Below are 21,645 nucleotides of genomic sequence, written 5' to 3'. Positions count from 1 at the left end.
CCCGAGGCGCCACCGCCGTCGGCGCCATGCGAGGGGTTATGCCGCTTGTGCGTCGTTATGGTGATCGGATGGTCATAGATTCTCCCGATCCTGTCAGTACCGCTCCTGCCGATGCCGCTCCCGTCAAAATGGGTCCCGTCACAACCGTTCCCGCCAGAGCCGATCCCGTACGCCGGCTGCTGCCCGTCATCGTGCCCGCGCTGGCCGTCGGGGCCGTCTCGGCCCTCGTCCTGCTCGGCGTGAGCCTGCTCGCGGAGAAGCTGCAGGATGTGCTCTGGGGGACGCTTCCCGACGCGCTCTCCATCGGCCGCTACTCCGCGCTCTGGATAGTCGTGGTGCTCACCGCGAGCGGGCTGGCGGCCGGGCTGCTCATCCGGGCAATGCCCGGCCATGCCGGTCCCGATCCGGCCACCAGCGGGCTGGTCGATCCGCCGCTCGCGCCGGGCGTGGTTCCGGGTCTGCTGCTCGTCACGGTCGTCACCCTGGCGGGCGGGATCAGCCTCGGTCCGGAGAATCCGATCACGGCTGTCAATATCGCGCTGGCCTTCTGGCTCGGCCGCCGGTTCGCTCCCGGCACGTCGGCGGAGCTGTGGGTCTCCCTCGCCGCGGCCGGCACCATCGGCGCACTCTTCGGCACCCCGGTCGCCGCCGCACTGATCCTCTCCGAGATTCTCGCCTCCCGCGCCGGACCGGGTGCGCTCTGGGACCGGCTCTTCGGCCCGCTCGCGGCGAGCGCCGCCGGTGCGCTCACCATGACGCTGCTGGCCAGCCCCAGCTTCGACCTGTCGCTGCCGCCCTACACCCACCCGCACTGGGGCGATCTGCTCTCCTCGGTCGTCATCGCCGCGGCGGGCGCGCTGCTCGGCCTGGTGGCGGTGTACGCCTTCCCGTACGCGCACCGGGCCTTCCGGGCTCTGAAGCACCCGGTCCTGGCGCTGGCCCTCGGCGGGCTGCTGCTCGGCCTGCTGGGCGCGCTGGGCGGCCCTCTCACCCTGTTCAAGGGGCTCGACGAGGTGATGGAGCTCGCCGCCGATCCGAGCGGCTGGTCGGCCGGGCAGTTCGCGGTCATGGCCGTGGTGAAGACGGCCGCGCTGCTGATCGCGGCGACCTGCGGTTTCCGGGGCGGGCGGATCTTCCCCGCCGTCTTCGTGGGTGTCGCGCTGGGGCTGTGCGCCCATGCCCTGGTCACGTCGGTGCCGGTGGCGCTCGCGGTGGCCTGTGCGGTGCTGGGGGTGCTGCTGGCCGTCACCCGGCAGGGCTGGCTGAGTCTGTTCACCGCGGCGGTGCTGGTCGGTGACACGGCCGTGCTCCCGATGCTGTGCATCGCCTCGCTGCCGGCCTGGCTGCTGGTGACCGGGCGGCCGCAGATGCAGCTGCACGAGGACGGTATGCCGCTGAGGTGAGCCCGGACCGGACCCCTTGCCCGACCCCTGATTCCCCGCCGCTCGACGCGCCGGATGCCCCTGCTTTCCGTATCGTCACATCCGTATGGATTCGCATGGATACGTCCCTCAAGGCCCTGTCGGAGGATTCCGCAATGCCCACGTCCGTCAACGTCGCCGTCATCTACTACTCCTCGACCGGCACCGTCGCCGCGATGGCCAAGGCCATCGCGCAGGACGCCGAGAAGACCGGTGCGGAAGTACGGCTGCGCAAGGCCGGTGAGCTCGCCCCGCAGGCGGCCATCGACTCCAACCCGGCCTGGGCCGCCAACGCGAAAGCGACCGCGGACATCGCCGAGGCGTCGAAGGAAGACGTGATCTGGGCGGACGCCGTGATCTTCGGTACGCCGACCCGGTTCGGCAATGTCACCGCCCAGCTCAAGCAGTTCATCGACACCCTCGGCAGCCTCTGGCAGGCGGGCCGTCTCGCCGACAAGGTCTACAGCGGCTTCACCTCCACCAGCACCGCGCACGGCGGCCAGGAATCCACGCTGCTCGCGCTCTACAACACGATCCACCACTTCGGCGGCATCCTGGTCGCCCCCGGCTACACGGACCCGTCGAAGTTCGTCGACGGCAATCCGTACGGCACTTCGCATGTCGCGGGGCAGGGAGACATCCCGGTCGGCGTGCAGACCCTGACCGCCGCCCGGGTCCAGGCCGAACGGGTCGTGAAGTTCACCCGGGCCATCAAGGACGGCCTCGCCGCCGAGAACTGAACCACCGCACACCGACAGGACCGTCGCGGGTCACGATGACCGCCGAGAGCCGAGAAGGACTGTCCGCCGATGCCTCTCCACAAAGGTTCACCCCAGGGCACGGAACCGTCCGAGGAACGCCGCAGGCTGGCCCTCAACCCGTTCTTCGGGGAAGCCGACCCGACCGCCGGGATGGAGTCGGCACCGCCCCGGCACCGGCTGCCCGACGGGCCGATGCCGCCCGCGACCGCGTACGGCCTCGTCCATGACGAGTTGATGCTCGACGGCAATTCGCGGCTCAACCTCGCCACCTTCGTCACCACCTGGATGGAGCCCCAGGCCGGGGTGCTGATGGGCGAGTGCCGCGACAAGAACATGATCGACAAGGACGAGTACCCGCGCACCGCCGAGCTGGAGCGGCGCTGTGTGGCGATGCTCGCCGATCTCTGGAACGCCCCCGACCCTTCGGCCGTCGTGGGCTGTTCGACCACGGGTTCCAGCGAGGCCTGCATGCTCGCCGGCCTGGCGCTGAAACGCCGTTGGGCGGCCAGGAACGCCGACCGCTACCCGGCGACCGCCCGGCCGAACCTGGTCATGGGCATCAATGTGCAGGTCTGCTGGGACAAGTTCTGCAACTTCTGGGAGGTCGAACCGCGCCTGGTCCCGATGGAGGGCGAGCGCTTCCACCTCGACCCGCAGGCCGCGGCCGGCCTCTGCGACGAGAACACCATCGGCGTCGTCGGCATCCTCGGTTCCACCTTTGACGGTTCGTACGAACCGGTCGCGGAGCTCTGCGCGGCCCTGGACGCCCTTCAGGAGCGCACCGGCCTCGACGTCCCCGTCCATGTGGACGGGGCGTCCGGTGCGCTGGTGGCACCGTTCCTGGACGAGGACCTGGTGTGGGACTTCCGGCTGCCCCGGGTCTCCTCCATCAACACCTCCGGGCACAAGTACGGCCTGGTCTACCCGGGTGTCGGCTGGGCGCTGTGGCGCTCGCCCGCAGAGCTGCCCGAGGAGCTGGTCTTCCGGGTCAACTACCTGGGCGGCGACATGCCGACCTTCGCACTGAACTTCTCCCGGCCCGGCGCACAGGTGGTGGCGCAGTACTACACCTTCCTGCGGCTGGGCCGGGAGGGCTACCGGGCCGTTCAGCAGGCGTCCCGGGACGTCGCCGGCGGGCTCGCGAAGCGGATCGAGGAGCTCGGGGACTTCCGGCTCCTCACCCGGGGCGACCAGCTGCCCGTCTTCGCGCTGACGACCGCGCCGGACGTGCAGGCGTACGACGTCTTCGACGTGTCGAGGCGGCTGCGCGAGCACGGCTGGCTGGTGCCCGCGTACACCTTCCCCGCCAACCGGCAGGACCTGTCGGTGCTCCGGGTGGTGTGCCGCAACGGCTTCTCGTCGGACCTCGCCGAACTGCTCCTTGAGGACCTCGGGCTGATCCTGCCCGAACTGCGCCGCCAGTCACACCCGTTGAGCCGCGACAAGCAGGCGGCGACGTCCTTCCACCACTGAGAGCCGGGCAGCGGCTCTAGCGGCCGATCCGGGCGAACCTCCTCACCGCCAGCGGGAAGAACACCGCGATCAGCACCAACGGCCAGGCCACCGCCAGCAGTTCGGCGTGGCCGGACGCCCAGGTGCCGCCGGGCCCGCCCGGGTTGCCGAACAGGCCGCGCACCGCCGTGGCCGTGGCCGACATCGGGTTCCATTCGACGACCGCGCCCAGCCAGCCCGGCATCGACTCGGGGGTGGCGAAGACGTTGGAGAGGAAGCCGACCGGCCAGACCAGGATCTGCACCGCCTGCACCAGCTCCGGCTTCCCGGCCACCAGCGCCAGCTGGATGCCGATCCACAGCATCGCGAAGCGCAGCAGCAGAAGCAGCCCCAGCGCCCCCAGCACCGCCGCCGGCCCGTGGTGCCAGCGCCAGCCGACCGCGTATCCGACGCCGGTCATCACGGCGAGCGCGGCGGCCGACTGGAGCATGTCCGCGACGCTGCGGCCGACCAGCACCGAACCGGAGACCATCGGCATGGCACGGAACCGGTCGATGACGCCCTTGTTGAGGTCCTGGGTGACCGCGAGCATGGTCGACTCCAGGCCGAAGGCCATGGTGAGCGCGAGCATGCCGGGCACCAGGAACTCGGTGTTGTCGCCGTCGACGCCCTGCCCGCCGCCGACCAGATAGTTGAACATCAGCAGCAGCATCACGGGGAACACCAGGCCGACGACGATCCGCACCGGCTGCCGTGCCCAGTGCGCCAGTTCGCGTCGCGTCATCGTCCAGGAATCGGACACCGCCCAGCTCATCGCGCTCACGCCGCCACCTCCGCGTGCTCCGGCCTCCGGTCGGTCAGCGAGAGGAAGACCTCGTCCAGCGTCGGGCGCCGCACCGCGATGTCCTCCGCCTCGATGCCCGCCTCCTCCAGCGCCCGCACGGTCCGGGTCAGGGTCGCCATCCGGTCCGGCGCCGGCGCCCCGATCAGCCGCCGGTCCGCGTCGACGACCGCGCCGTCACCCAACAGCATCGCAGCGGCGGCCAGTTGCGAACCGTCCCGGACCACGACATCGATGCGGTCCCCGGCCACCATCGCCTTCAGCTCGTCGGCCGTTCCCTCGGCGGCCACCCGTCCGGCGTCGATCACCGAGATCCGGTCCGCCAGCTGATCGGCCTCCTCCAGATACTGCGTGGTCAGCAGTACGGTCGTGCCGCCGCCCACCAGTGAGCGCACCGCCGACCACACCTCGGCCCGGCCGCGCGGGTCGAGTCCGGTCGTCGGCTCGTCCAGGAAGAGCACCTCCGGGTCGGTGATCAGCGAGGCGGCAAGATCGAGCCGTCGCCGCATGCCGCCGCTGTACTCCTTGACCGGCCCCCGGCCGGTGTCCGCGAGCCCGAAGCGGGCCAGCAGTTCGTCCGCCCGCGCACCCGCCCGGCGTACGCCCAGGTGGTAAAGACGGCCGAACATCTCCAGGTTCTGCCGGCCGCCGAGCTCCTCGTCGACCGCCGCGTACTGCCCGAGCAGCCCGATGCGGCGCCGGACCTCGCCGGCCCGGTCCCGTACGTCGAACCCCGCCACCTCGACCCGTCCCTCGTCGTGCCGCAGCAGCGTCGACAGGATGCGTACGGCCGTGGTCTTGCCCGCGCCGTTGGGGCCGAGCACGGCATGGACGGTGGAGCGGCGGACCGTGAGGTCCAAGCCGTCCAGGGCGCGTTTGGCCCCGTATCGCTTGTGCACACCTTCGACAACGATCGCGTCGGTCAAAATCGCCACACCCTCTCGTAGTCAAACTTGACTAGCAGGGTCGAAAGTAACCGCACCGACCCCATTCGTCAAACTTGATTACTCGTCGTCGCCGGGATCGTGGGCACCCGTCGCGTACGGGTTCTCCTGCCCCTCGGCAAGCACGCCGACGAAGGGTTCACCCTCCCCCGCGAAGGTGTACGCCCCGCCCTCGATGCGGGCGATCAGCCCGCGCGTCCACTCGGCCCCGGCATCCGCCGAGTGGACCCACATGTTCATGATTTCGCCGATGTGACCGATCGACTCGGGCCCGGCCTCCGGCGTGTAGTACTCGGTGACCGAGGCCCGCCAGGCCGCGAGACCGGCCACCCGCTCCTTGAGCAGCGCGACCGCCTCGGACCGCTCCAGGTCGACGATGCCGCCGAGGCCCGCCGACAGCACATCCAGCTTCTGGTCGTACGAGGTCAGCGCCGCGCGCAGCAGAGTGAGGTACTCCTCGTTGCCCCGCTCGGTGATCTCGTACTCGGTACGGGGCGGGCCGCCCGCCGTACTCGGGGCGATCTCATGGGCGACCAGCAGCCCCTGCTTCGCCATCTGCTTCAGTGCGTGGTACACCGACCCGGGTTTGGCGTTGGACCACTCGTGAGCGCCCCAGTACTCCAGGTCGTTACGGACCTGATAGCCATGCGCCCGGCCGTGCTGACGCACGGCGCAGAGGACCAGCAGCCGGATCGCGGACATGTCACGCACCCTTTCTATTCAACTTTGATTAGAGTAGCCCCCCGCCTCGGCGACCAACTCGAACGCGGTTCGGCCGTCCAAGGACTCCCGGATGATGTCGGCGTGCCCGGCGTGCCGGGCGATCTCCTCGACGAGATGGACCAGCAGCCAGCGCATCGAGCAGTTCTGATCCTTCGGGAACCAGGGCGCCTCGGGCAGCGGGAACGTGTCGTTCATGCTCTCCACCGAGTGGATGAACTCCTCGGTCTCCGCCGCGACCTTCGCCCAGAACTCCAGCATCTGCGGGACGGTCTCGTCCCCGACGAGACGGAAACTGTCCGCCCAGGTCTCCTCGGTACGGACCTTCTCGTTGGGGCGCTGCTGAGCGAGACGCAGCCAGTTCAGCTCGGTCTCGGCGACGTGCTTGAGCAGCCCGGAGAGGGAGAGCTCACTGGCGCTGGGCCGGCTCGCCGCCTGCTCCTCGGTCAGACCGATGAGCGAGCGCCGGATCGCGCCGCGCTGCGCCTCGACGAAGGAGAGGAGCGCGCCGCGCTCGTCGCCGGAGGCTTCTGCGGGAACGTGAGTGACCATGATGTCCGCCTTGGGGAACCGTGCCGGTTTCTTCCTGACACCGACCAGGCTACGGACCCTTGCGGTCAGCTCCTGTCCTCAACCCATCGGTGTCAGAAGGGGAATGCAGTCCGGCCGTGCTGAATGGACATCCACTTCTGGGTGGTGAAGGCGTTCACGGTCGCCTCCCCGTTCAGCCGGCCGATCCCGGAGGACTTCTCGCCCCCGAAGGCCACCAGCGGATCGTCCTGGACGGTGGAGTCGTTGACGTGGAACATCCCGCTGACGACGCGCTGCGCGAACCGCACCCCTCGTTCGGTGCTGCGGGTGTGCACAGCGCCGCTGAGTCCGTACGGGGTGTCGTTGGCGATCCGTACGGCATCGTCCTCGCCGTCGAACGTCACCAGCAGCGCCACCGGGCCGAATATCTCCTGGGACAGCAGCGGGGAGTCCTCGGGGAGCCCGGTGAGCACGGTCGGTTCGACGAGGTTGCCGCGGGTCCGGCCCCGTACGAGCGCGGTGGCCCCCTCGGCCAGTGCCTGGTCGACCAGAGAGGTCAGGGCGTCGGCCTGGAAGGTGTTGATGACCGGGCCGATCTGGGTCTCCGGGTCGCGCGGGTCACCGGTCCGCAGCGCGGCCACCCTGGCGGTGAACTTCTCGGTGAACTCCCGCTCGACGCGGCGGTCCACCAGGATGCGGTTGGCGGCCATGCAGACCTGCCCCTGGTACACGAAGCGGCTGAAGACGGCCGCGTCGACCGCGTAGTCGACGTCGGCGTCTTCCAGCACCACCAGGGCGCTGTTGCCGCTGAGTTCGAGGATCGTCCGCTTGAAGTGTCCGGCCGCGATCGCGCCGACGTGGCGGCCGACCCGGTCCGTGCCCGCGAAGGAGATCACCTTGGGCACGGGGTGCTCGATGAACGCGTCCCCTATCTCGGCGACATCGGTGATCAGGATGTTGAGAAGTCCGGCGGGCAGCCCGGCATCCTCGAAGATCTTGGCAATCAGCCCGCCGCCGACGACCGGGGCATTCTGGTTGGGCTTGATGACGACCGCGTTGCCGAGCGCGAGGGCCGGTGCGACGGACTTCATCGTCACCAGGAAGGGGAAGTTGAAGGGGCTGATCACCCCTATGACGCCGACGGGCTGCCGGAAGAGACGGTTCTCCTTGCCGTCCACCGGGGAGGGCAGGATGCGGCCCAGGGGGCGCAGCGCCTGCTGGATCGCGTCGCGCAGGAACTCCTCGGCGACGCACACCTCGTGCTCCGCCTTGAGACGGGTGCCGCCCAGCTCGTCGACGATCGCCTCGACGATGTCGTCGTGCAGCTCCTCGGTGATGCGCAGGGCGCGTTCCAGGACGCTGCGGCGCTCGTACGGGCCGGTGGTGGCCCAGGACCGCTGGGCGCGCTCGGCGGCGCGGTAGGCCAGGTCGACCTCCTGCGCGGTCGCGATGGTGATCGCGGCGAGTTTCTCCCCGTTGTAGGGATTGAAATCGATGATGTCCCACGAGCCGGTGCCGGTCCGCCACTCACCGTCGATGTATTGGTCGGCCAGCTCGTAGAAGAAGGACATGCGATCCCTTAACTCAGGTGCAGACTCCCGTCGAACCGTCATCGTACTGATGAATCAGATGAGTTGGAGCAGACCACGGAGCAGATCGCGGCTCTCCTCGGGACCGGGGCTGTCCTCGTGCAGTCGCACCATGGCCTTTTCGTACTGAGCGACTTCCTCGGCCTTGTCCAGATAGAGCGCACTTGTCAACTGCTCCAAATAGACAATGTCCGACAGATCGGATTCCGGGAATCGGAGCATCGTAAAAGAACCACCCTCCCCCGCATGCCCGCCAAAACTGAAGGGCATCACTTGAAGAGTGATGTTGGGCTGTTCCGACATTTCGATCAGATGCCGCAGTTGTCCGCGCATCACTTCACGGTCGCCGTACGGCCGGCGCAGCGCCGCCTCGTCCAGCACGGCATGGAAACGGGGTGCACGTTCGGAGACGAGGGCCTTCTGGCGCTCCAGCCGCAGCGCGACCCGGCGGTCGATCTCGACGGCCGGGGCGTCGCCCATGCCCCGGCTGACGACCGCGTGCGCATAGGACTCGGTCTGCAACAGGCCATGAACGAACTGGACTTCGTACACCCGGATGAGCGATGCCGCTCCTTCCAGACCGATGTACGTCTGGAACCACCCGGGCAGCACATCTCCGTAACTGTGCCACCAACCCGCCACATTGGCCTCGCGGGCCAGGCCGAGCAGGGCGTCGCGCTCCGCCTCGTCCGTGACACCGTAGAGCGTGAGCAGGTCCTCGACATCCCTGGCCTTGAAGCTCACCCGTCCCAACTCCATGCGGCTGATCTTCGATTCGGAAGCCCGGATGGAGTAGCCGGCCGCCTCGCGGGTGATCCCGCGCGAGTCGCGCAGCCGCCTGAGCTGCGAGCCCAGCAGGATGCGCCGCACCACAGATCCACTCGACTCGCCTGCCGCCACTGGTCCGGCCCTCCCCATCGCTTCCTGGACACCGGGGCTCCCCCTGAACCCCAAGTGCCGGATTCTGCCATCAAAACGCTTCAGCCCGTACTCGTTCGATTACGGAAATGAGAAGGCTCCCAGAAAGCTACGAAAATACACGCAGGAAGAAATGACCAAGAACCGGCACGGGTTCGGACAGGTCAGGCGCGTGCACGTGCATCTGCCCTTGCATCTGCCCTGCGCATTCGGAACCATGGTCCTCGCGCACCTGCGTGCTCGTTCGTGTTGTGCCGCTGTACCCCGCAGTACCGATACAGCCGCGAATCCCGGGAGTGCCTCGCATGGGGACGAATGGATCGACGATGCTCGAGCCGTTACGGCAGGGGCTTCCCCCCATCGATCCCTCAGCCGTCTCCGGATCGGCCACCTGCACCCTGCCCGCCCGCTACGAATCCGTGGGCGGAGCACGGCAGTTCACCAGGACGACGCTGAACGGCTGGGGGCTGGGCGAGCGCTTCGACGACGTCGCACTGGTCGTCTCCGAACTCGTGACCAACGCTCTGCGGCACGCCCTTCCTGCGGACACCGCACCGGAGCCTCAGGAACCTCCCGTGCGGCTGCACTTGATGCGCTGGAGCTCGCGCCTGGTGTGCGCCGTGCGCGACCCCAGTCAGGAGAGCCCCGTAGCCTCCGAGGCTCCCGACTCGGCGGAGTCGGGTCGCGGCCTCTTCCTGGTGGAGTCCTTCAGCGACTCCTGGGGCTGGCACCCCTCCCCCGCCCCGGGAGCGGACAACCCGAACACCGCGGCGACACCGCACGGCAAGGTGGTCTGGGCACTGTTCCGGCTGTCCGACGACGTGTGACCCGCGCGGCGGCCGCGCGGACTGCCGACGGGTGGCCGGACACCGCCCCGCGGGACGCGGTCAGCCGCCCGCTATGAGGTGGTCGAACTCCCCGTCCTTCACCCCGAGCAGCAGCGCCTCTATCTCGGCCGGCGTATAGACCAGAGCCGGCCCGTCGGGGTGGCGTGAATTCCGCATCGCCACATCTCCGTCGGGCAGTTTCGCGAACTCCACGCAGGATCCCTGGGAGTTGCTGTGTCTGCTCTTCTGCCAGACGACTCCGCGAAGCTCTGTGGCCGCCATGCCGTTGTACACGTGGTGCACAGGACGCTCCCCGAGTTGCAAGGTGCAAGTGTCAACTGTCTCGGATCATAGCTCTGTTCAATTATCCCTGCATGAGCAGATGCATGAGCGGATGCACGTGCACGCGGGGTGTTCCCGCGATTACAGCCTTGGACACAGAGATAGACGCACGGGGCGCCTGTTTGGCTCCGTCCACCCCGAGTTGAGCAGCCCATCCCGACGGCACGCGCTGGTAGCTTGGCGCGGTCTTTTGTCAACAAGGGGGAATTTCGCATGCACAAAGTCGTACATACCGGCGCCGTGATCATCGCCGGACTCGTCACCGCCGCGGCACTGACCGGCTGCAGCAGCGACGGCAAGAAGAGTGACCCGGACAGCAGCTCCGGCGCCGCGAAGTCCAGTCGGGCTCCCGGCGACAGCGGCAGCGACTTGGGGGCCGACGCCGCGGCGCTGGAGGGCGGCTGGGCCGGGAAGACCGACGGCAAGGCCGTGGTCCTGTCCGTCGCGTCCGGGAAGGCCGTGCTTGTCACCGAGCAGCGTGCCTGCACGGGCACCGTGAAGGACGTGGGCAAGGTGATGCTGGCGCTGAAGTGCGCCGACGGCGACACCGACCGCACCATGGGGACCATCGAGTCCAACGACGGCAAGACCGTCGTCGTGTCCTGGGACGGCGGGACGAAGGACACCCTGGCCAAGACCGAACCGGGTGCGATCCCGTCGGGTCTGCCGGACCTGCCGACCCCCTGACGGCCCGCCGCTCCGCCCCCCTCAATCGGCTTGGCCCGACGGAGGGTTCGACTTCGGCGTCCCGTCCAGTCCCCGGGAGAACTCCTCCAGGGCTTCGAGGAGGAGGCCGGCCCCGTTCCGTACGAACGGGTCCGCCTCCCCTTCGCCCGTCCGCTGCTGCGCGTCCCACTGCGCCAGCGCCTCGCGCACCTCCGCCCAGTCCGGTACGCGCCGCTCCCGCAGCTCCTTCGCGCCCTGTTCGGTGGCCCGGCGCAGCGCTTGCGCCAGGCGCGCGGCGGCCGGTACGGGGGTGGCGCTGCCGCACGGGAGGTGGGCCTCCAGCAGCATCGCGACCCTGCCGAGCTGGGCGAGGGTGTGCTGGGTGTCCTCGGCGACGGCGCGGGAGAGGCCGCGGTTGCGCACCGGTTCGTGCTGGGCGGTGGCAAGCGCCTCCTGCCAGGCGACGCGGGCCTCGCGGGTGTCGAGCAGGGCGGAACGGACGTCGTCCTGGCCACGCTCGGCCGGTTCGGCGTACTGGTCGACGACCGCGGCCGCGTACCGCCCGTCCGCCTCCAGCCAGTCGCCGAGCCTGCCGCGAAGCCTCGGGGTCTCCCACGCCGGGTAGGCGGCGTACGAGATCATCGCGAGGAGGCCGCCGACGAGGGTGAGGACGACCCGTTCGTGTACGGTCTGCGACCAGTTGTCGCCCGCCATGCCGAGCAGAAAGACGACGTACGCGGAGACGCACGCCTGGCCGACCACGTACCCGGTGCGCATCAGCAGATACATCAGCAGGGCGCAGAACACGGAGAGCATCGCGGACCAGGTCACACCGGGATCGGTGGCCTGGCCGATCGCGGTGGCGAGCGAGACGCCGACGATCGTGCCGCCGAAGCGGGCCACGGAACGCCCGTACGTCTGGGAGAACTCCGGCCGCATCACCATGACGGCCGCCATGGGTGCCCAGTAGCCGTGACCGAACGGCAGCGCGGCACCGATGAGATAGCCGACGGCGACGACGACGGAGACCCGCACGGCGTGCCGCAGGATCGGTGAACCGGGCCGCAGTTCGGCCCGCACCGCCCTGACGACGACGGGGAGCAGCCGCAGGAGAGTGGGGCGGCGGCGGTGCGCAGCGGCGGGGATCCCGTCCCCGGTGGCCCTGATGGCCTCGGCGGCCTCCTCGGCCTCGGCCCGTTCCTCCTTCGTCCCCTCGCCCTCGGCCGTCTCGATGACATCGGAGAGCAGCGCGCCGAGCCGGGCGGCGGCACGGCGGGACGGGCCGGTGAGGAGAGTGCCGGTGTCGGGGGTCTTCAGCGCGGCGACGGCGGACGGGGAGAGCTTCACCGGGTCGCCGCCCCGGATCGCCCGGGCCGCCGAGTCGAGCACGGATCCGGCGGCGGCGAGGAGCTCGCGGACCCGGTCCCGCTCCGGCCCCTCGGACGGGACGCCCATCGCCGGGTCCGCGAGCGAGGCGAGCACCGGTCTGATCCGTTCGGCGACACCGCGGGAGCCACGCAGCTCGGGCGGCCGGTGGCGGGCCTGACGCGGGGTGACCGCGGCTGCGCTGCGGGCCGTCATCAGCGGCACCGGGTCGAAGGCGGCGAGCGGATCGTGGCGCAGCCGGCGGGCGTAGTCGGCCTCGGCGGCCAGGGCGTCGGCGAGGGCATCGCGCTGGGCGCCCCATCTCCGTACCGGGAACAGGACGATCAGCGCCGCCTGCACCACACCGCCGAAAAGGATCATCACGGCATGTACGGCCGAGTTCGCGACGGAGGTGGGCAGGGTGACCGTCACCAGCATGATCGCCACGTTGGACGACGCGATGAGGCCGCCTGTCGGTCCCGCCGCCCAGGCCAGGCCCGCGAGGAACGTCCAGAGCACCAGCAGGGCCAGGAACAGCGGCATTCGGGGGCCGGCGAGATAGCCGAGGAATGTCGATACGGCGAGGCTCGCCCCGGAGACCAGGGCGAGGACTGGACGGGGGCGCCAACTGCGCTGGAACGTGGCGATGGCCGCCTGGAACGCACCGAACGCGGAACTCGCGGCGACCACCGGCCCGAAGAGCGCGAGGCCGACCCCGATGACGAGGGCGAGGCCGGCCGCGCCGCGGATCGCGATGAGCGGTTCGAGACGCCGCCGCTCGATCGTCAGCCCCGAGCGGGCGGTCTCCTTCAGCGCCCGGAGCCAGCCCATGCGCAGAGCCTAGCCGGAATCACCGATAAGCCTGAGTTGCCGTAATTCATAAGGCATCTGAGGTTTCTACCGGTTTCCATGTCTGCCGTGGATCTCCGGCCCGGTCCCGCCCATCCTCGCCCGGTCCGCGGCGGCCGTTCCATGGGTCCATCCGTCGAGGTCCGTGGCGCCCCGGACGCGCGTGGTCGTGGTCTCGGGGAACATCCGCTCGGCGGTGTCCGTGACAGCCATGTCGCGGGCGGCAAGGACCGGGAGCAGGTGGGGTACTGCCGCCCCTGCGGCTTCGGATTCGGTCCCGGCTTCGGCGGCCGCTGTGACGCGGGCGGTGTCTGCGGCGAGCCGGCTGCCCAGGCGCTGGGCGTACGCCATCAGGAAGGACTGCCGGAACGTCTTGGTCCGCTTGCGTCCGCCGGCCCGCTGACCCGCCTCCGCCCTCGTCATCGCCACCGCGCCCTGGACCAGCAGGGAGGTGTGCAGCAGCTCCACGGCTTCCAGGTCCGGCTCGAAGCCGACCACCGTGGAGAAGCCGAGGTCGCTGTTCCACACCGCACGGCAGCGGTTCGCGGAGGCGACCGCGTCGAGCAGGATCGCCTTCGCCGTCTCGTACGGGGCATCGACCCCGATCCGGCACGCTCCCGGCGCCTCCTTGCTGTGGGTGCGGGCGGCGAGCAGGGCCTCGTCGATGGAGTGCCTGGCCATCAGCTCCTGCGCCTTGGTGGTGAGGGCCTCCGCCTCCTCGGGGAAGCCGGTCGCCTCCGCCTTGGCGAGCAGGGCACGGATCCGGGTCAGCATCCGGGGTTCGTCGTGCGCGCGCGGCAGGTGGAGCCCGTACGGGGAAGCGCCGGGCGGCGGACCGACCGGTTCGATGGCGGGGAGCCTGAGCAGCAGCCGGTACAGGCCGAGGAGCGCGGAGGCGTAGGAGAATCGGTCGGGCCGGTTCCGGGGCGGCGCGGCGGGGAGCCCGTCGAGCTGGGACCGCCAGCGGGGCGGCAACTGCTCGTACCGTCCGGTCTCCGATGCGATCAGCCCGGCGGCGAGGCCGACCGCGGTCTCGTCGAGTTCGCGGCGGACGACGCGTACGACATCGGCGGGCTGCCAGCCGCGCTCCCAGGCACGGCGGACGAACTCCTCGCCGCGCCGGAACAGTTCCGCGTCGGCCGTCGGATCGGCGGCCAGGAGAGAGGCTCCGGTGTCGAGCCCGGCGTCGCCCTCGGAGTAGAGGGCTGCCGCGAATGCCTGGTCGATCACCGGTTCCATGAGGCCAGGGTAGGCAGGGCGGTGCGGCCGGGTATGCCTGGCCCTACCCCGAGGACGGGCTCTGGTGGTCGTGATCGCGGAGCGCGGAAACGGTTCGATCGAGGACATGACTTCCCCGCATGCATGCGCCGCATCCGCGAGTGCCACCGATGCCGTACGGCTCCGCTCCGTACGCCGTACCTATGGGGAGGTCGACGCCCTCGACGGCATCGACCTCACCGTCCGTCCCGGCACCTTCACCGCCGTCATGGGCCCGTCCGGCTCCGGCAAGTCCACGCTGCTGCACTGTGCGGCCGGGCTGGACCGGCCGACGTCCGGCACCGTCGAGGTGGGCGGGGTGGAGCTGACCGGCCTGAGCGAGCGCCGGCTGACACTGCTGCGCCGGGACCGGATCGGCTTCGTCTTCCAGTCGTTCAACCTGGTCCCTTCGCTGACCGCCGCGCAGAATGTCGCGCTGCCGCTGCGGCTCGCGGGCCGCCGCCCGTCCCGTACCGAGGTGCGTGAATCCCTGGCCCGGGTCGGTCTCGCCGACCGGGCGGGGCACCGGCCGGCCGAAATGTCCGGCGGGCAGCAGCAGCGGGTGGCCCTGGCACGGGCCCTGATCACCCGGCCCGCGGTGCTCTTCGGCGACGAGCCGACCGGTGCACTGGACACCGCGACGAGCCAGGAGGTGATGGTGATGCTGCGGGAACTGGTGGACCGGGAGGGGCAGACGATCGTGATGGTCACCCATGACCCGATGGCCGCGGCATATGCGGACCGGGTGGTCTTCCTGGTCGACGGGCGGGTGGCGGACGATCTGACCGGACTGCCGGCCGAGCGGATCTCGGCCTGGATGGCGGCGGGACGTACCGCGGCACGCCGCACGACGGCCGCCGCAGCAGGTGCCGCGGGCCGTGCGGGGGTGGCGTCGTGCTGACCGTCGCGGGCCACACGGGGGTGGCGTCGTGCTGACCGTCGCCCTGGCCACCCTGCGTACCCGCTGGACCACGCTCATCGGCACCTTCGTCGCACTCGCGCTGGGCGTGGGGTTGATCGCGGTCATGGGCCTCGGCCTCGCCTCGACCTTCGACACCCCGGACCGGGCGCCGCAGCGGTTCGCCGGATCGCCGGTGGTGGTGATGGGTGACGACACCTTGACCGTGGAGGTGCGGCGCGGGCCGTCCACAACGGAGGTGAGCCGCAGGCTCGCTCATCCACACCCTGTGGATATCGCACTCCTGCGCGACCTCCGGGCGCTCGGCCAGGTGACACGGGACGACGGAAACGGAGCGCACCGCGGGCCGGACGCCGTAGGCGTGGACGCGCCCGTCGCCGAGGTGCGCCGCGTCGTCGGCGACCGCGCCCTGGTCCTCACCGGCGACGGCCGCCGCCGCGCCGACCCGGCCGCGGAGCGGGACGCCGAGGGGCTGCTGACCGTGAACGCCCTGTTCGGCACGGCGGGCGGCGTCACCGCCTTCGTCTCGGTCTTCGTCGTCGCATCGACGTTCGCCTTCGCGGTGGCGCTGCGCCGGCGCGAGTTCGGGCTGCTGCGTACGGCCGGCGCCACGCCGGGCCAGCTGCGGCGGCTGCTGCTGACGGAGGCGGCCGTGGTCGGCACGCTCGCCTCGGCTGCCGGGTGCGCGCTGGGCCGCTGGGCCGCGCCGCTGTCGGCCGGACTGCTGGCCGACGAAGGGATGGCGCCGCCCTGGTTCACCATCCGCCCGGTCGCCTGGCCGCTGCACGCCGCCTTCTGGACCGGCCTGGCCGTGGCGTTCGCGGGGGTCTGGGTGGCCTCGCGGCGGGCAGGCAGAACCGGCCCGGCCGAGGCACTGCGCGAGGCCGATGTCGATACGGGCGTGCTGCCGCCGGCCCGTCGTCTGCTGGGCTTCGCCCTGCTCGCGGGAGCCGCGTTCCTCATGGCGAAGTCCCTCGCCACGGACCCGTCCGCGCTGCTGAAGCGGAAGACGTACACCACTCAGCCGATGGTCCTGATCACGGGCACTGCCCTGCTCGCACCGCTGCTGGTACGCCCGTTGGCCCGGCTGATCCGGCTGCCCGGGGCGACCGGAATGCTCGTGAGCGCGAACACGTCGGCGTCGCTGCGGCGTACGGCGGCGGTGGCCGCTCCGGTGCTGATCACCGTGGCGCTGGCGGGTTCGGTGGCCGGCTCCGCGATGACGGTGACGGCGGCGAAGGCGGCCGAGGCGCGCGAGCACACACGGGCCGATCTGGTCGTGACGGGCAAGGAGTTGAAGGTACGGCCGGTGCGTGGCGCAACGCTGTCCGCGTCCGCCTCGACAGCCGTCTACGTACGCGAGGACGGCACCGCTCTCATCACTTCCGAGGCACGGGCGGTGGACGACGCGAAGGCCCTCGCGACGGTGGAGCGGCTGCCGGTGGTGGCGGGCGACATCCGGGATCTGGACGACCGCTCGATCGTGGTGAACGAGGAGTGGGAACAGCACACGGTGGGCTCGACGGTACGGGTGTGGCTCGGCGACGGACGGCCGGTCGCGCTGCGGATCGCGGCGGTGCTGGCGCGCGGGACGGGGAACAACGGGGCCTATGTCACGCAGGCGAACGCGCCGGCGGCTCCGGTGGACCGGATCGACGTACGCCTCTCGCCGGGCGCGGACCGGGCCGCCGTCGCAGCACAGTTGCGCGGCACCGGCGGCGAGGTGCGGTCGACGGAGCAGTGGCTGGCCGCGACACACCCGCGCACGAGTCCGCAGACCCGGCTCGGCCTGGTCGTGATCCTGGGGATCGCGCTGGTGTACACGGCGATCGCCCTCGCCAACACGATGCTGATGGCGGGATCCGTACGGTCCTCGGAGCTGAACGCGCTCCGGCTGGCCGGGGCCACCCGGCCGAGGGTCCTCGCGGTGGTGGCCGGGGAGACCCTGTTCGCGGTCGGGCTCGGGGCGCTGCTCGGACTGGCTGTGACCGCAGTCGGCCTGGCGGGCCTCGCCGCCGCGCTGGCCTCGTTGTCCGCACCGGTGGCGATGTCGGTGCAGTGGCCGCTGACGGCCGGGGCGGCCGGGGTGTGCGCGGTGGTCGCGGTCGGAGCAGCGCTGTTGCCGAGAGCGGTGCGGTGCCGCTCGATGCCGGTGCACCGAAGGTCCGGATGGGCCGTACGGGACCAGGCCGGAGAGCGCGCTTAGTCCATCCAGCCCCACCCATTGACGATGCATCCGCTTTCACCCTTATATCCAGGTTTCCCGTGATTTCATCTCGCCATGGAGGCGATCAAGTGATGACCGGAGACCGACAGCAGGACACGAATACACGGGCGATCACGTCGCGGCGACGCGTACTGGCCGCGGCCGCACTCGCGCCGATGCTGACCGCGGCAGGGCCTGCCGCCGCTCGCGCGCTGCCCACCGGGATGCCCGGGCCGGGGCACGGCAGGCGGGTCAAGCCGGTGCCGACCGGCCTGGCGGACTGGGCGGGCGTGGCGAAAGCACTGGGCCGCACCGGCGACATGCTGCGCGGAACGACCTACCACACGGCCTTTCCCCGGCGGGATCTTCTGGTGGTCTCCGACGGCGTCGTCGTCACACCGGGGCTCGCGCTGGGCACTCATGTGGCCTTCGTCCGTTACGCCGACGGCAGCACGATGCTGATGGGCGACGTGGTGGTCACCGAGAACGAGCTGCAACGGGTGACCGATGCCTGGCAGGCGCACGGAATCGAGCAGACCGCGCTCCACAAGCACCTGCTCTCCCAGACCCCCGACATCTGGTGGACCCATGTCCACGCGCACGGTCACGACGCGGTGGCCCTGGCCCGCGGCCTGCGCGCGGGATTCGACCGCACCGGGACCCCGCCCGCCCTGCCGCCGGGCCCGCGGACCCCGATCGACCTGGACATCGCCGGAATCGAGGCGGCGCTGGGCGCCAAGGGCGTCAGCGACGGCGAGGTCTACAAGTGCGTCTTCCTCCGCCGCGAGACCATCGCGGACGGCCATCTGATCCTTCCCCCCGGCCTGGGATCGACCAGCGCGTTCACCTTCCAGCCGCTGGGCGGCGGCCGGGCCGCGCTCTCGGGCGACTGCGCCATGCTCGCCGGCGAGGTCCAGAACACGCTGAAGGCCCTGCGGCGCGGAGGGATCAAGCTCGTCGAGCTGCACAACCACCACCTGGCGGAGGACCCCCGCCTGTTCTTCACCCACTTCTGGGCCGTGGGCGACGCCGTCGAGCTCGCCCGGGCGCTGCGCCCCGCGGTGGAGGCCACCAACGTCGTACCGTCCCTCTGAGACCGGCCGTTCACGCCGAACGCGCCTGAATTCGCCGAGTTCGTCGGGTCGCACCGGCCGAACAGGGTCGCTGGACCGATTGCGCCGGTCCAGCGACCAGGTCTGTCGAATCCGTTCTGCATATGGACCAATCGGCCCGGAGTGGCGCGTGCCTGTGCGGGTGACCGGGCACCCATGTCCCGTCCAGCCCGCAGATTCCTCGAACCACCCGTCAGATCCCCCCTCTGGAGCTCCGTATGGAACCAGTCGCCGGCGCACGGCACTGCCCGTTCGACTATGCCGAGGCCCTCGAATTCGACCCGGTGCTCAGGCACTTGATGACCGAAGAACCCGTCTCCCGCATCCGGCTGCCGCACGGCGACGGCGAGGCATGGCTCGTCACCGGCTACGACGACGTGCGCACGGTGACCACCGACCGGCGCTTCAGCCGGAGCGCCATCATCGGCCGGAACTTCCCGCGCATGACCCCTGAGCCGATCGTTCAGGACGAAGCGATCAACGTGATGGACCCGCCGGGCAGCAGCCGCCTGCGCAGCCTGATCTCCAAGGGCTTCGCGCCTCGTCACATGGAGCGCATGAAGGTGCGTACCCAGCATGTCGTGGACGAGCTGCTGGACCGGATGGAGGAGCACGGAGCCCCCGCCGATCTCTTCGAGCATCTGGCGGCCCCGCTGCCCCTGACCACCATCTGCGAGGTCCTCGACATTCCCGAGGCCGACCGCGCACAGCTGCGCGCCCACGCCCGGACGATGATGGACACGACCGTCGAGAACCGGGACGCCGCGGTACGGGCCAAGGCCGATCTCCGCGCCTACTTCCAGAAGCTGACGGCGCAGCGGCGCGAGAACCCGGGCGACGACCTGATCAGCGCGCTGGCCACGGCTCGCGATGGGGACGAGATCCTCAACGAGCAGGAACTGACCGTGATGGCCATGGTGCTGCTCATCACGGGCCAGGACACCACCACGTACGAGATCGGGAACATCGCCTACACGCTGCTCACCAGGCCCGACGAGCTCGCGATGCTGCGCGACCGCCCCGAGATGCTCCCGCAGGCCATCGAGGAGCTGCTGCGCTTCATTCCCTTCCGCAAGGGTGTCGGCATCCCCCGTGTCGCCACCGAGGACGTGGAACTGAGCGGCGTGGCGATCCGGGCGGGGGACATCGTGCATGTCTCCTATCTGACGGCCAACCGCGACGGCCGGAAGTTCGACCGGCCCGACGAGCTGGATCTGGAGCGCGAGGGTCCGTCCCATATGACCTTCGGCTGGGGCGGCCATCACTGTCTGGGTGCCCCGCTCGCAGCGACGGAGCTCCAGGTCGCCATCGGAACTCTGCTGGAGCGCTTCCCCGCTCTGAAGCTGGCGACGCCGGCCGAGGCAGTGCGCTGGAACAAGACCTCGATCTGGCGCTATCCCCTCGAGCTGCCTGTCAGCTGGTGACAGGGACGGTCCGGCAACGCACCGGACCTCTGTGCACGGACAGTGACGCTCATTGATGATGCGTCGCACCAAGGCGCCCGGCAACCCGGAACAATCCCGGGGCGCCGGGCGCCTTGCTGTGCCGTGCTGCGCGCTGCGCGTCGGCTCGACATGCGGCCCCGATCCGCCTGCCGTAGCGTGATCCCGACGGCCACCCACCCAAGCCGTGGCGGATCAGTATCCGCCCACGAACGGCTAGAACTTCAGTCTTCGACGGTCGGCCCGTCCGCGCCCGTATCAGGGGTACCGACCCCGGCGCAGGAATCCACCAAAAGCTCTGTTTCGCGCGGCACCGCGCGTGCGGAGCCGTGGTGGCCACTCCCGCGTCGGCGAACACCCCGCAACCGTTCCGGGCCCGGCGGTGTGGACCAAAAGTCCGCTAGGAGGAGTTCCATGGCGGTTCTCTGCAAGCCGGCAATCGAGGTTCCCGAGTATGTCATCACCAACGAGGAAACCCTGGAGCTGGCCCAACGGTTGCACGGCGACCATCCGCAGATCGACCTGGTCCTTCGTCTGATCGAACATACCGGGGTGCAGAAACGGCACCTGATCCAACCGATCGAGAAGGTACTGCAGCACCCGGGCTTCGACGCCCGCAGCATCACCTACGAGCAACAGACCAAGGCCAGGGTGCCGGCGGTGGTACGCCGGGCACTCGATCAGGCCGAACTGGAGCCGCGGCAGATCGACTTGATCGTCTACGTCTCCTGCACCGGCTTCATGATGCCTCCGCCGACCGCGTGGCTCATCGGCAAGATGGGCTTCCGGCCGGAGACACGGCAGATGCCGATCGCCCAACTCGGCTGCGCCGCGGGCGGCGCAGCCGTCAACCGGGCCCACGACTTCTGCACGGCCTACCCCGACGCCAATGTGCTGATCGTCGCCTGCGAGTTCTGCTCGCTGTGCTACCAGCCCACCGATCTGGGTGTCGGATCCCTGCTGTCCAACGGCCTGTTCGGCGACGGCATAGCCGCCGTCGTGGTCCGCGGCAGCGGTGGCACCGGAGTCCGCCTGGAACGCAACGGCTCGTACATCATCCCGGACACCGAGGACTGGATCTCCTACGCGGTCCGGTCCACCGGATTCCACTTCCAGCTCGACAAGCGTGTGCCAGGAACCATGGAGCCCCTCGCCCCGGCCCTGAACGCCGTCGCGGAGGAGCACCAGTGGAACGCCGGCAAGATGGACTTCTACATCATCCACGCGGGCGGCCCGCGCATCCTGGACGACCTGAGCCGCTTCCTCGACGTGCCGCCGGAAGCGTTCCGCTTCAGCCGCGCCACGCTCACCGAGTACGGCAACATAGCCAGCGCGGTGGTGCTCGACGCCCTTGGCCGCATGTTCGACGAGGCTTCGGCCCTTGAGGGTCACCGCGGCCTGATGGCGGGGTTCGGCCCCGGCATCACCGCCGAGATCTCCCTGGGCACCTGGACGACGGGCTCCGAGTAGGTTTCGGCCCGTC

Annotated in this window: 19 protein-coding genes; 10 read left to right on the top strand and 9 right to left on the bottom strand. The window is 70.2% G+C overall.

The window, feature by feature from the left end:
- The first annotated feature begins 128 nt into the window (after positions 1–128).
- The 3 genes from NRF20_RS25125 to NRF20_RS25115 all read left to right on the top strand — a co-directional run bounded on the left by NRF20_RS25125 (position 129) and on the right by NRF20_RS25115 (position 3,655).
- On the top strand, positions 129–1,403 hold the full coding sequence (locus tag NRF20_RS25125) for an ion channel protein (protein ID WP_413753305.1): 1,275 nt from the start codon (positions 129–131) through the stop codon (positions 1,401–1,403).
- Positions 1,404–1,537: 134 nt separating this feature from the next.
- Positions 1,538–2,161, top strand: a complete 624-nt coding sequence (gene wrbA / locus NRF20_RS25120; protein WP_398628094.1) for an NAD(P)H:quinone oxidoreductase — start codon at positions 1,538–1,540, stop codon at positions 2,159–2,161.
- 69 nt (positions 2,162–2,230) lie between these two features.
- Positions 2,231–3,655 (top strand): glutamate decarboxylase, encoded by a 1,425-nt coding sequence (locus tag NRF20_RS25115; RefSeq protein ID WP_398628095.1) that lies wholly within the window; start codon positions 2,231–2,233, stop codon positions 3,653–3,655.
- Between the two features lie 16 nt (positions 3,656–3,671).
- Here NRF20_RS25115 and NRF20_RS25110 read toward each other — a convergent pair whose 3' ends face one another.
- The 6 genes from NRF20_RS25110 to NRF20_RS25085 all read right to left on the bottom strand — a co-directional run bounded on the left by NRF20_RS25110 (position 3,672) and on the right by NRF20_RS25085 (position 9,177).
- The gene (locus tag NRF20_RS25110) at positions 3,672–4,448 is read right to left on the bottom strand and encodes an ABC transporter permease (protein ID WP_398628588.1); all 777 of its coding nucleotides are present in this window, start codon (positions 4,446–4,448) and stop codon (positions 3,672–3,674) included.
- A 5-nt stretch (positions 4,449–4,453) separates the two neighbouring features.
- Complete coding sequence (locus NRF20_RS25105; RefSeq protein WP_398628589.1) at positions 4,454–5,401, bottom strand: ATP-binding cassette domain-containing protein; 948 nt, start codon at positions 5,399–5,401, stop codon at positions 4,454–4,456.
- 78 nt (positions 5,402–5,479) lie between these two features.
- A complete protein-coding gene (locus tag NRF20_RS25100) occupies positions 5,480–6,121 on the bottom strand; it encodes a PadR family transcriptional regulator (RefSeq protein ID WP_398628096.1) in 642 nt (213 codons plus the stop codon).
- 18 nt (positions 6,122–6,139) lie between these two features.
- Positions 6,140–6,691 (bottom strand): DinB family protein, encoded by a 552-nt coding sequence (locus tag NRF20_RS25095; protein WP_413753304.1) that lies wholly within the window; start codon positions 6,689–6,691, stop codon positions 6,140–6,142.
- Positions 6,692–6,783: 92 nt separating this feature from the next.
- Complete coding sequence (locus NRF20_RS25090) at positions 6,784–8,241, bottom strand: aldehyde dehydrogenase family protein (protein ID WP_413753303.1); 1,458 nt, start codon at positions 8,239–8,241, stop codon at positions 6,784–6,786.
- 54 nt (positions 8,242–8,295) lie between these two features.
- Complete coding sequence (locus tag NRF20_RS25085; RefSeq protein ID WP_266365470.1) at positions 8,296–9,177, bottom strand: helix-turn-helix domain-containing protein; 882 nt, start codon at positions 9,175–9,177, stop codon at positions 8,296–8,298.
- Between the two features lie 326 nt (positions 9,178–9,503).
- Between NRF20_RS25085 and NRF20_RS25080 the strand changes: the two genes are divergently transcribed.
- Positions 9,504–10,004, top strand: coding sequence for an ATP-binding protein (locus NRF20_RS25080; protein WP_398628099.1), 501 nt, complete (start codon positions 9,504–9,506; stop codon positions 10,002–10,004).
- Between the two features lie 60 nt (positions 10,005–10,064).
- Here NRF20_RS25080 and NRF20_RS25075 read toward each other — a convergent pair whose 3' ends face one another.
- Positions 10,065–10,307 carry a DUF397 domain-containing protein gene (locus NRF20_RS25075; RefSeq protein WP_037690973.1) on the bottom strand — a complete coding sequence of 81 codons (243 nt, stop codon included), beginning with the start codon at positions 10,305–10,307 and terminating at the stop codon, positions 10,065–10,067.
- A 252-nt stretch (positions 10,308–10,559) separates the two neighbouring features.
- Here NRF20_RS25075 and NRF20_RS25070 point away from each other — a divergent pair, with 252 nt between their 5' ends.
- Positions 10,560–11,033: a hypothetical protein gene (locus NRF20_RS25070; protein ID WP_398628100.1), complete on the top strand. Its 474-nt coding sequence runs from the start codon at positions 10,560–10,562 to the stop codon at positions 11,031–11,033.
- Positions 11,034–11,054: 21 nt separating this feature from the next.
- Here NRF20_RS25070 and NRF20_RS25065 read toward each other — a convergent pair whose 3' ends face one another.
- Entirely contained in the window at positions 11,055–13,208 is a 2,154-nt protein-coding gene (locus NRF20_RS25065; protein ID WP_413753302.1) for an FUSC family protein, read from the bottom strand.
- A gap of 66 nt (positions 13,209–13,274) precedes the next feature.
- Entirely contained in the window at positions 13,275–14,465 is a 1,191-nt protein-coding gene (locus NRF20_RS25060; protein ID WP_398628102.1) for a DUF2786 domain-containing protein, read from the bottom strand.
- A gap of 106 nt (positions 14,466–14,571) precedes the next feature.
- Here NRF20_RS25060 and NRF20_RS25055 point away from each other — a divergent pair, with 106 nt between their 5' ends.
- The 5 genes from NRF20_RS25055 (at position 14,572) to NRF20_RS25035 (ending at position 21,632) form a co-directional block, all read left to right on the top strand.
- A complete protein-coding gene (locus NRF20_RS25055; RefSeq protein WP_398628103.1) occupies positions 14,572–15,384 on the top strand; it encodes an ABC transporter ATP-binding protein in 813 nt (270 codons plus the stop codon).
- A 28-nt stretch (positions 15,385–15,412) separates the two neighbouring features.
- Positions 15,413–17,608 carry an FtsX-like permease family protein gene (locus NRF20_RS25050; RefSeq protein ID WP_413753301.1) on the top strand — a complete coding sequence of 732 codons (2,196 nt, stop codon included), beginning with the start codon at positions 15,413–15,415 and terminating at the stop codon, positions 17,606–17,608.
- A 92-nt stretch (positions 17,609–17,700) separates the two neighbouring features.
- The gene (locus tag NRF20_RS25045) at positions 17,701–18,702 is read left to right on the top strand and encodes a DUF1259 domain-containing protein (protein ID WP_398628105.1); all 1,002 of its coding nucleotides are present in this window, start codon (positions 17,701–17,703) and stop codon (positions 18,700–18,702) included.
- 236 nt (positions 18,703–18,938) lie between these two features.
- Positions 18,939–20,144, top strand: a complete 1,206-nt coding sequence (locus NRF20_RS25040; protein WP_398628106.1) for a cytochrome P450 — start codon at positions 18,939–18,941, stop codon at positions 20,142–20,144.
- 432 nt (positions 20,145–20,576) lie between these two features.
- Positions 20,577–21,632: a type III polyketide synthase gene (locus tag NRF20_RS25035; RefSeq protein ID WP_398628107.1), complete on the top strand. Its 1,056-nt coding sequence runs from the start codon at positions 20,577–20,579 to the stop codon at positions 21,630–21,632.
- Positions 21,633–21,645 lie beyond the last annotated feature (13 nt).

The organism is Streptomyces sp. R-74717 (genome assembly GCF_047305335.1).
Taxonomy (GTDB): Bacteria; Actinomycetota; Actinomycetes; order Streptomycetales; family Streptomycetaceae; genus Streptomyces; species Streptomyces atratus.
The sequence above is the reverse complement of the archived record's forward strand: the minus strand, read 5'-3'. Positions and strand labels throughout refer to the sequence as shown.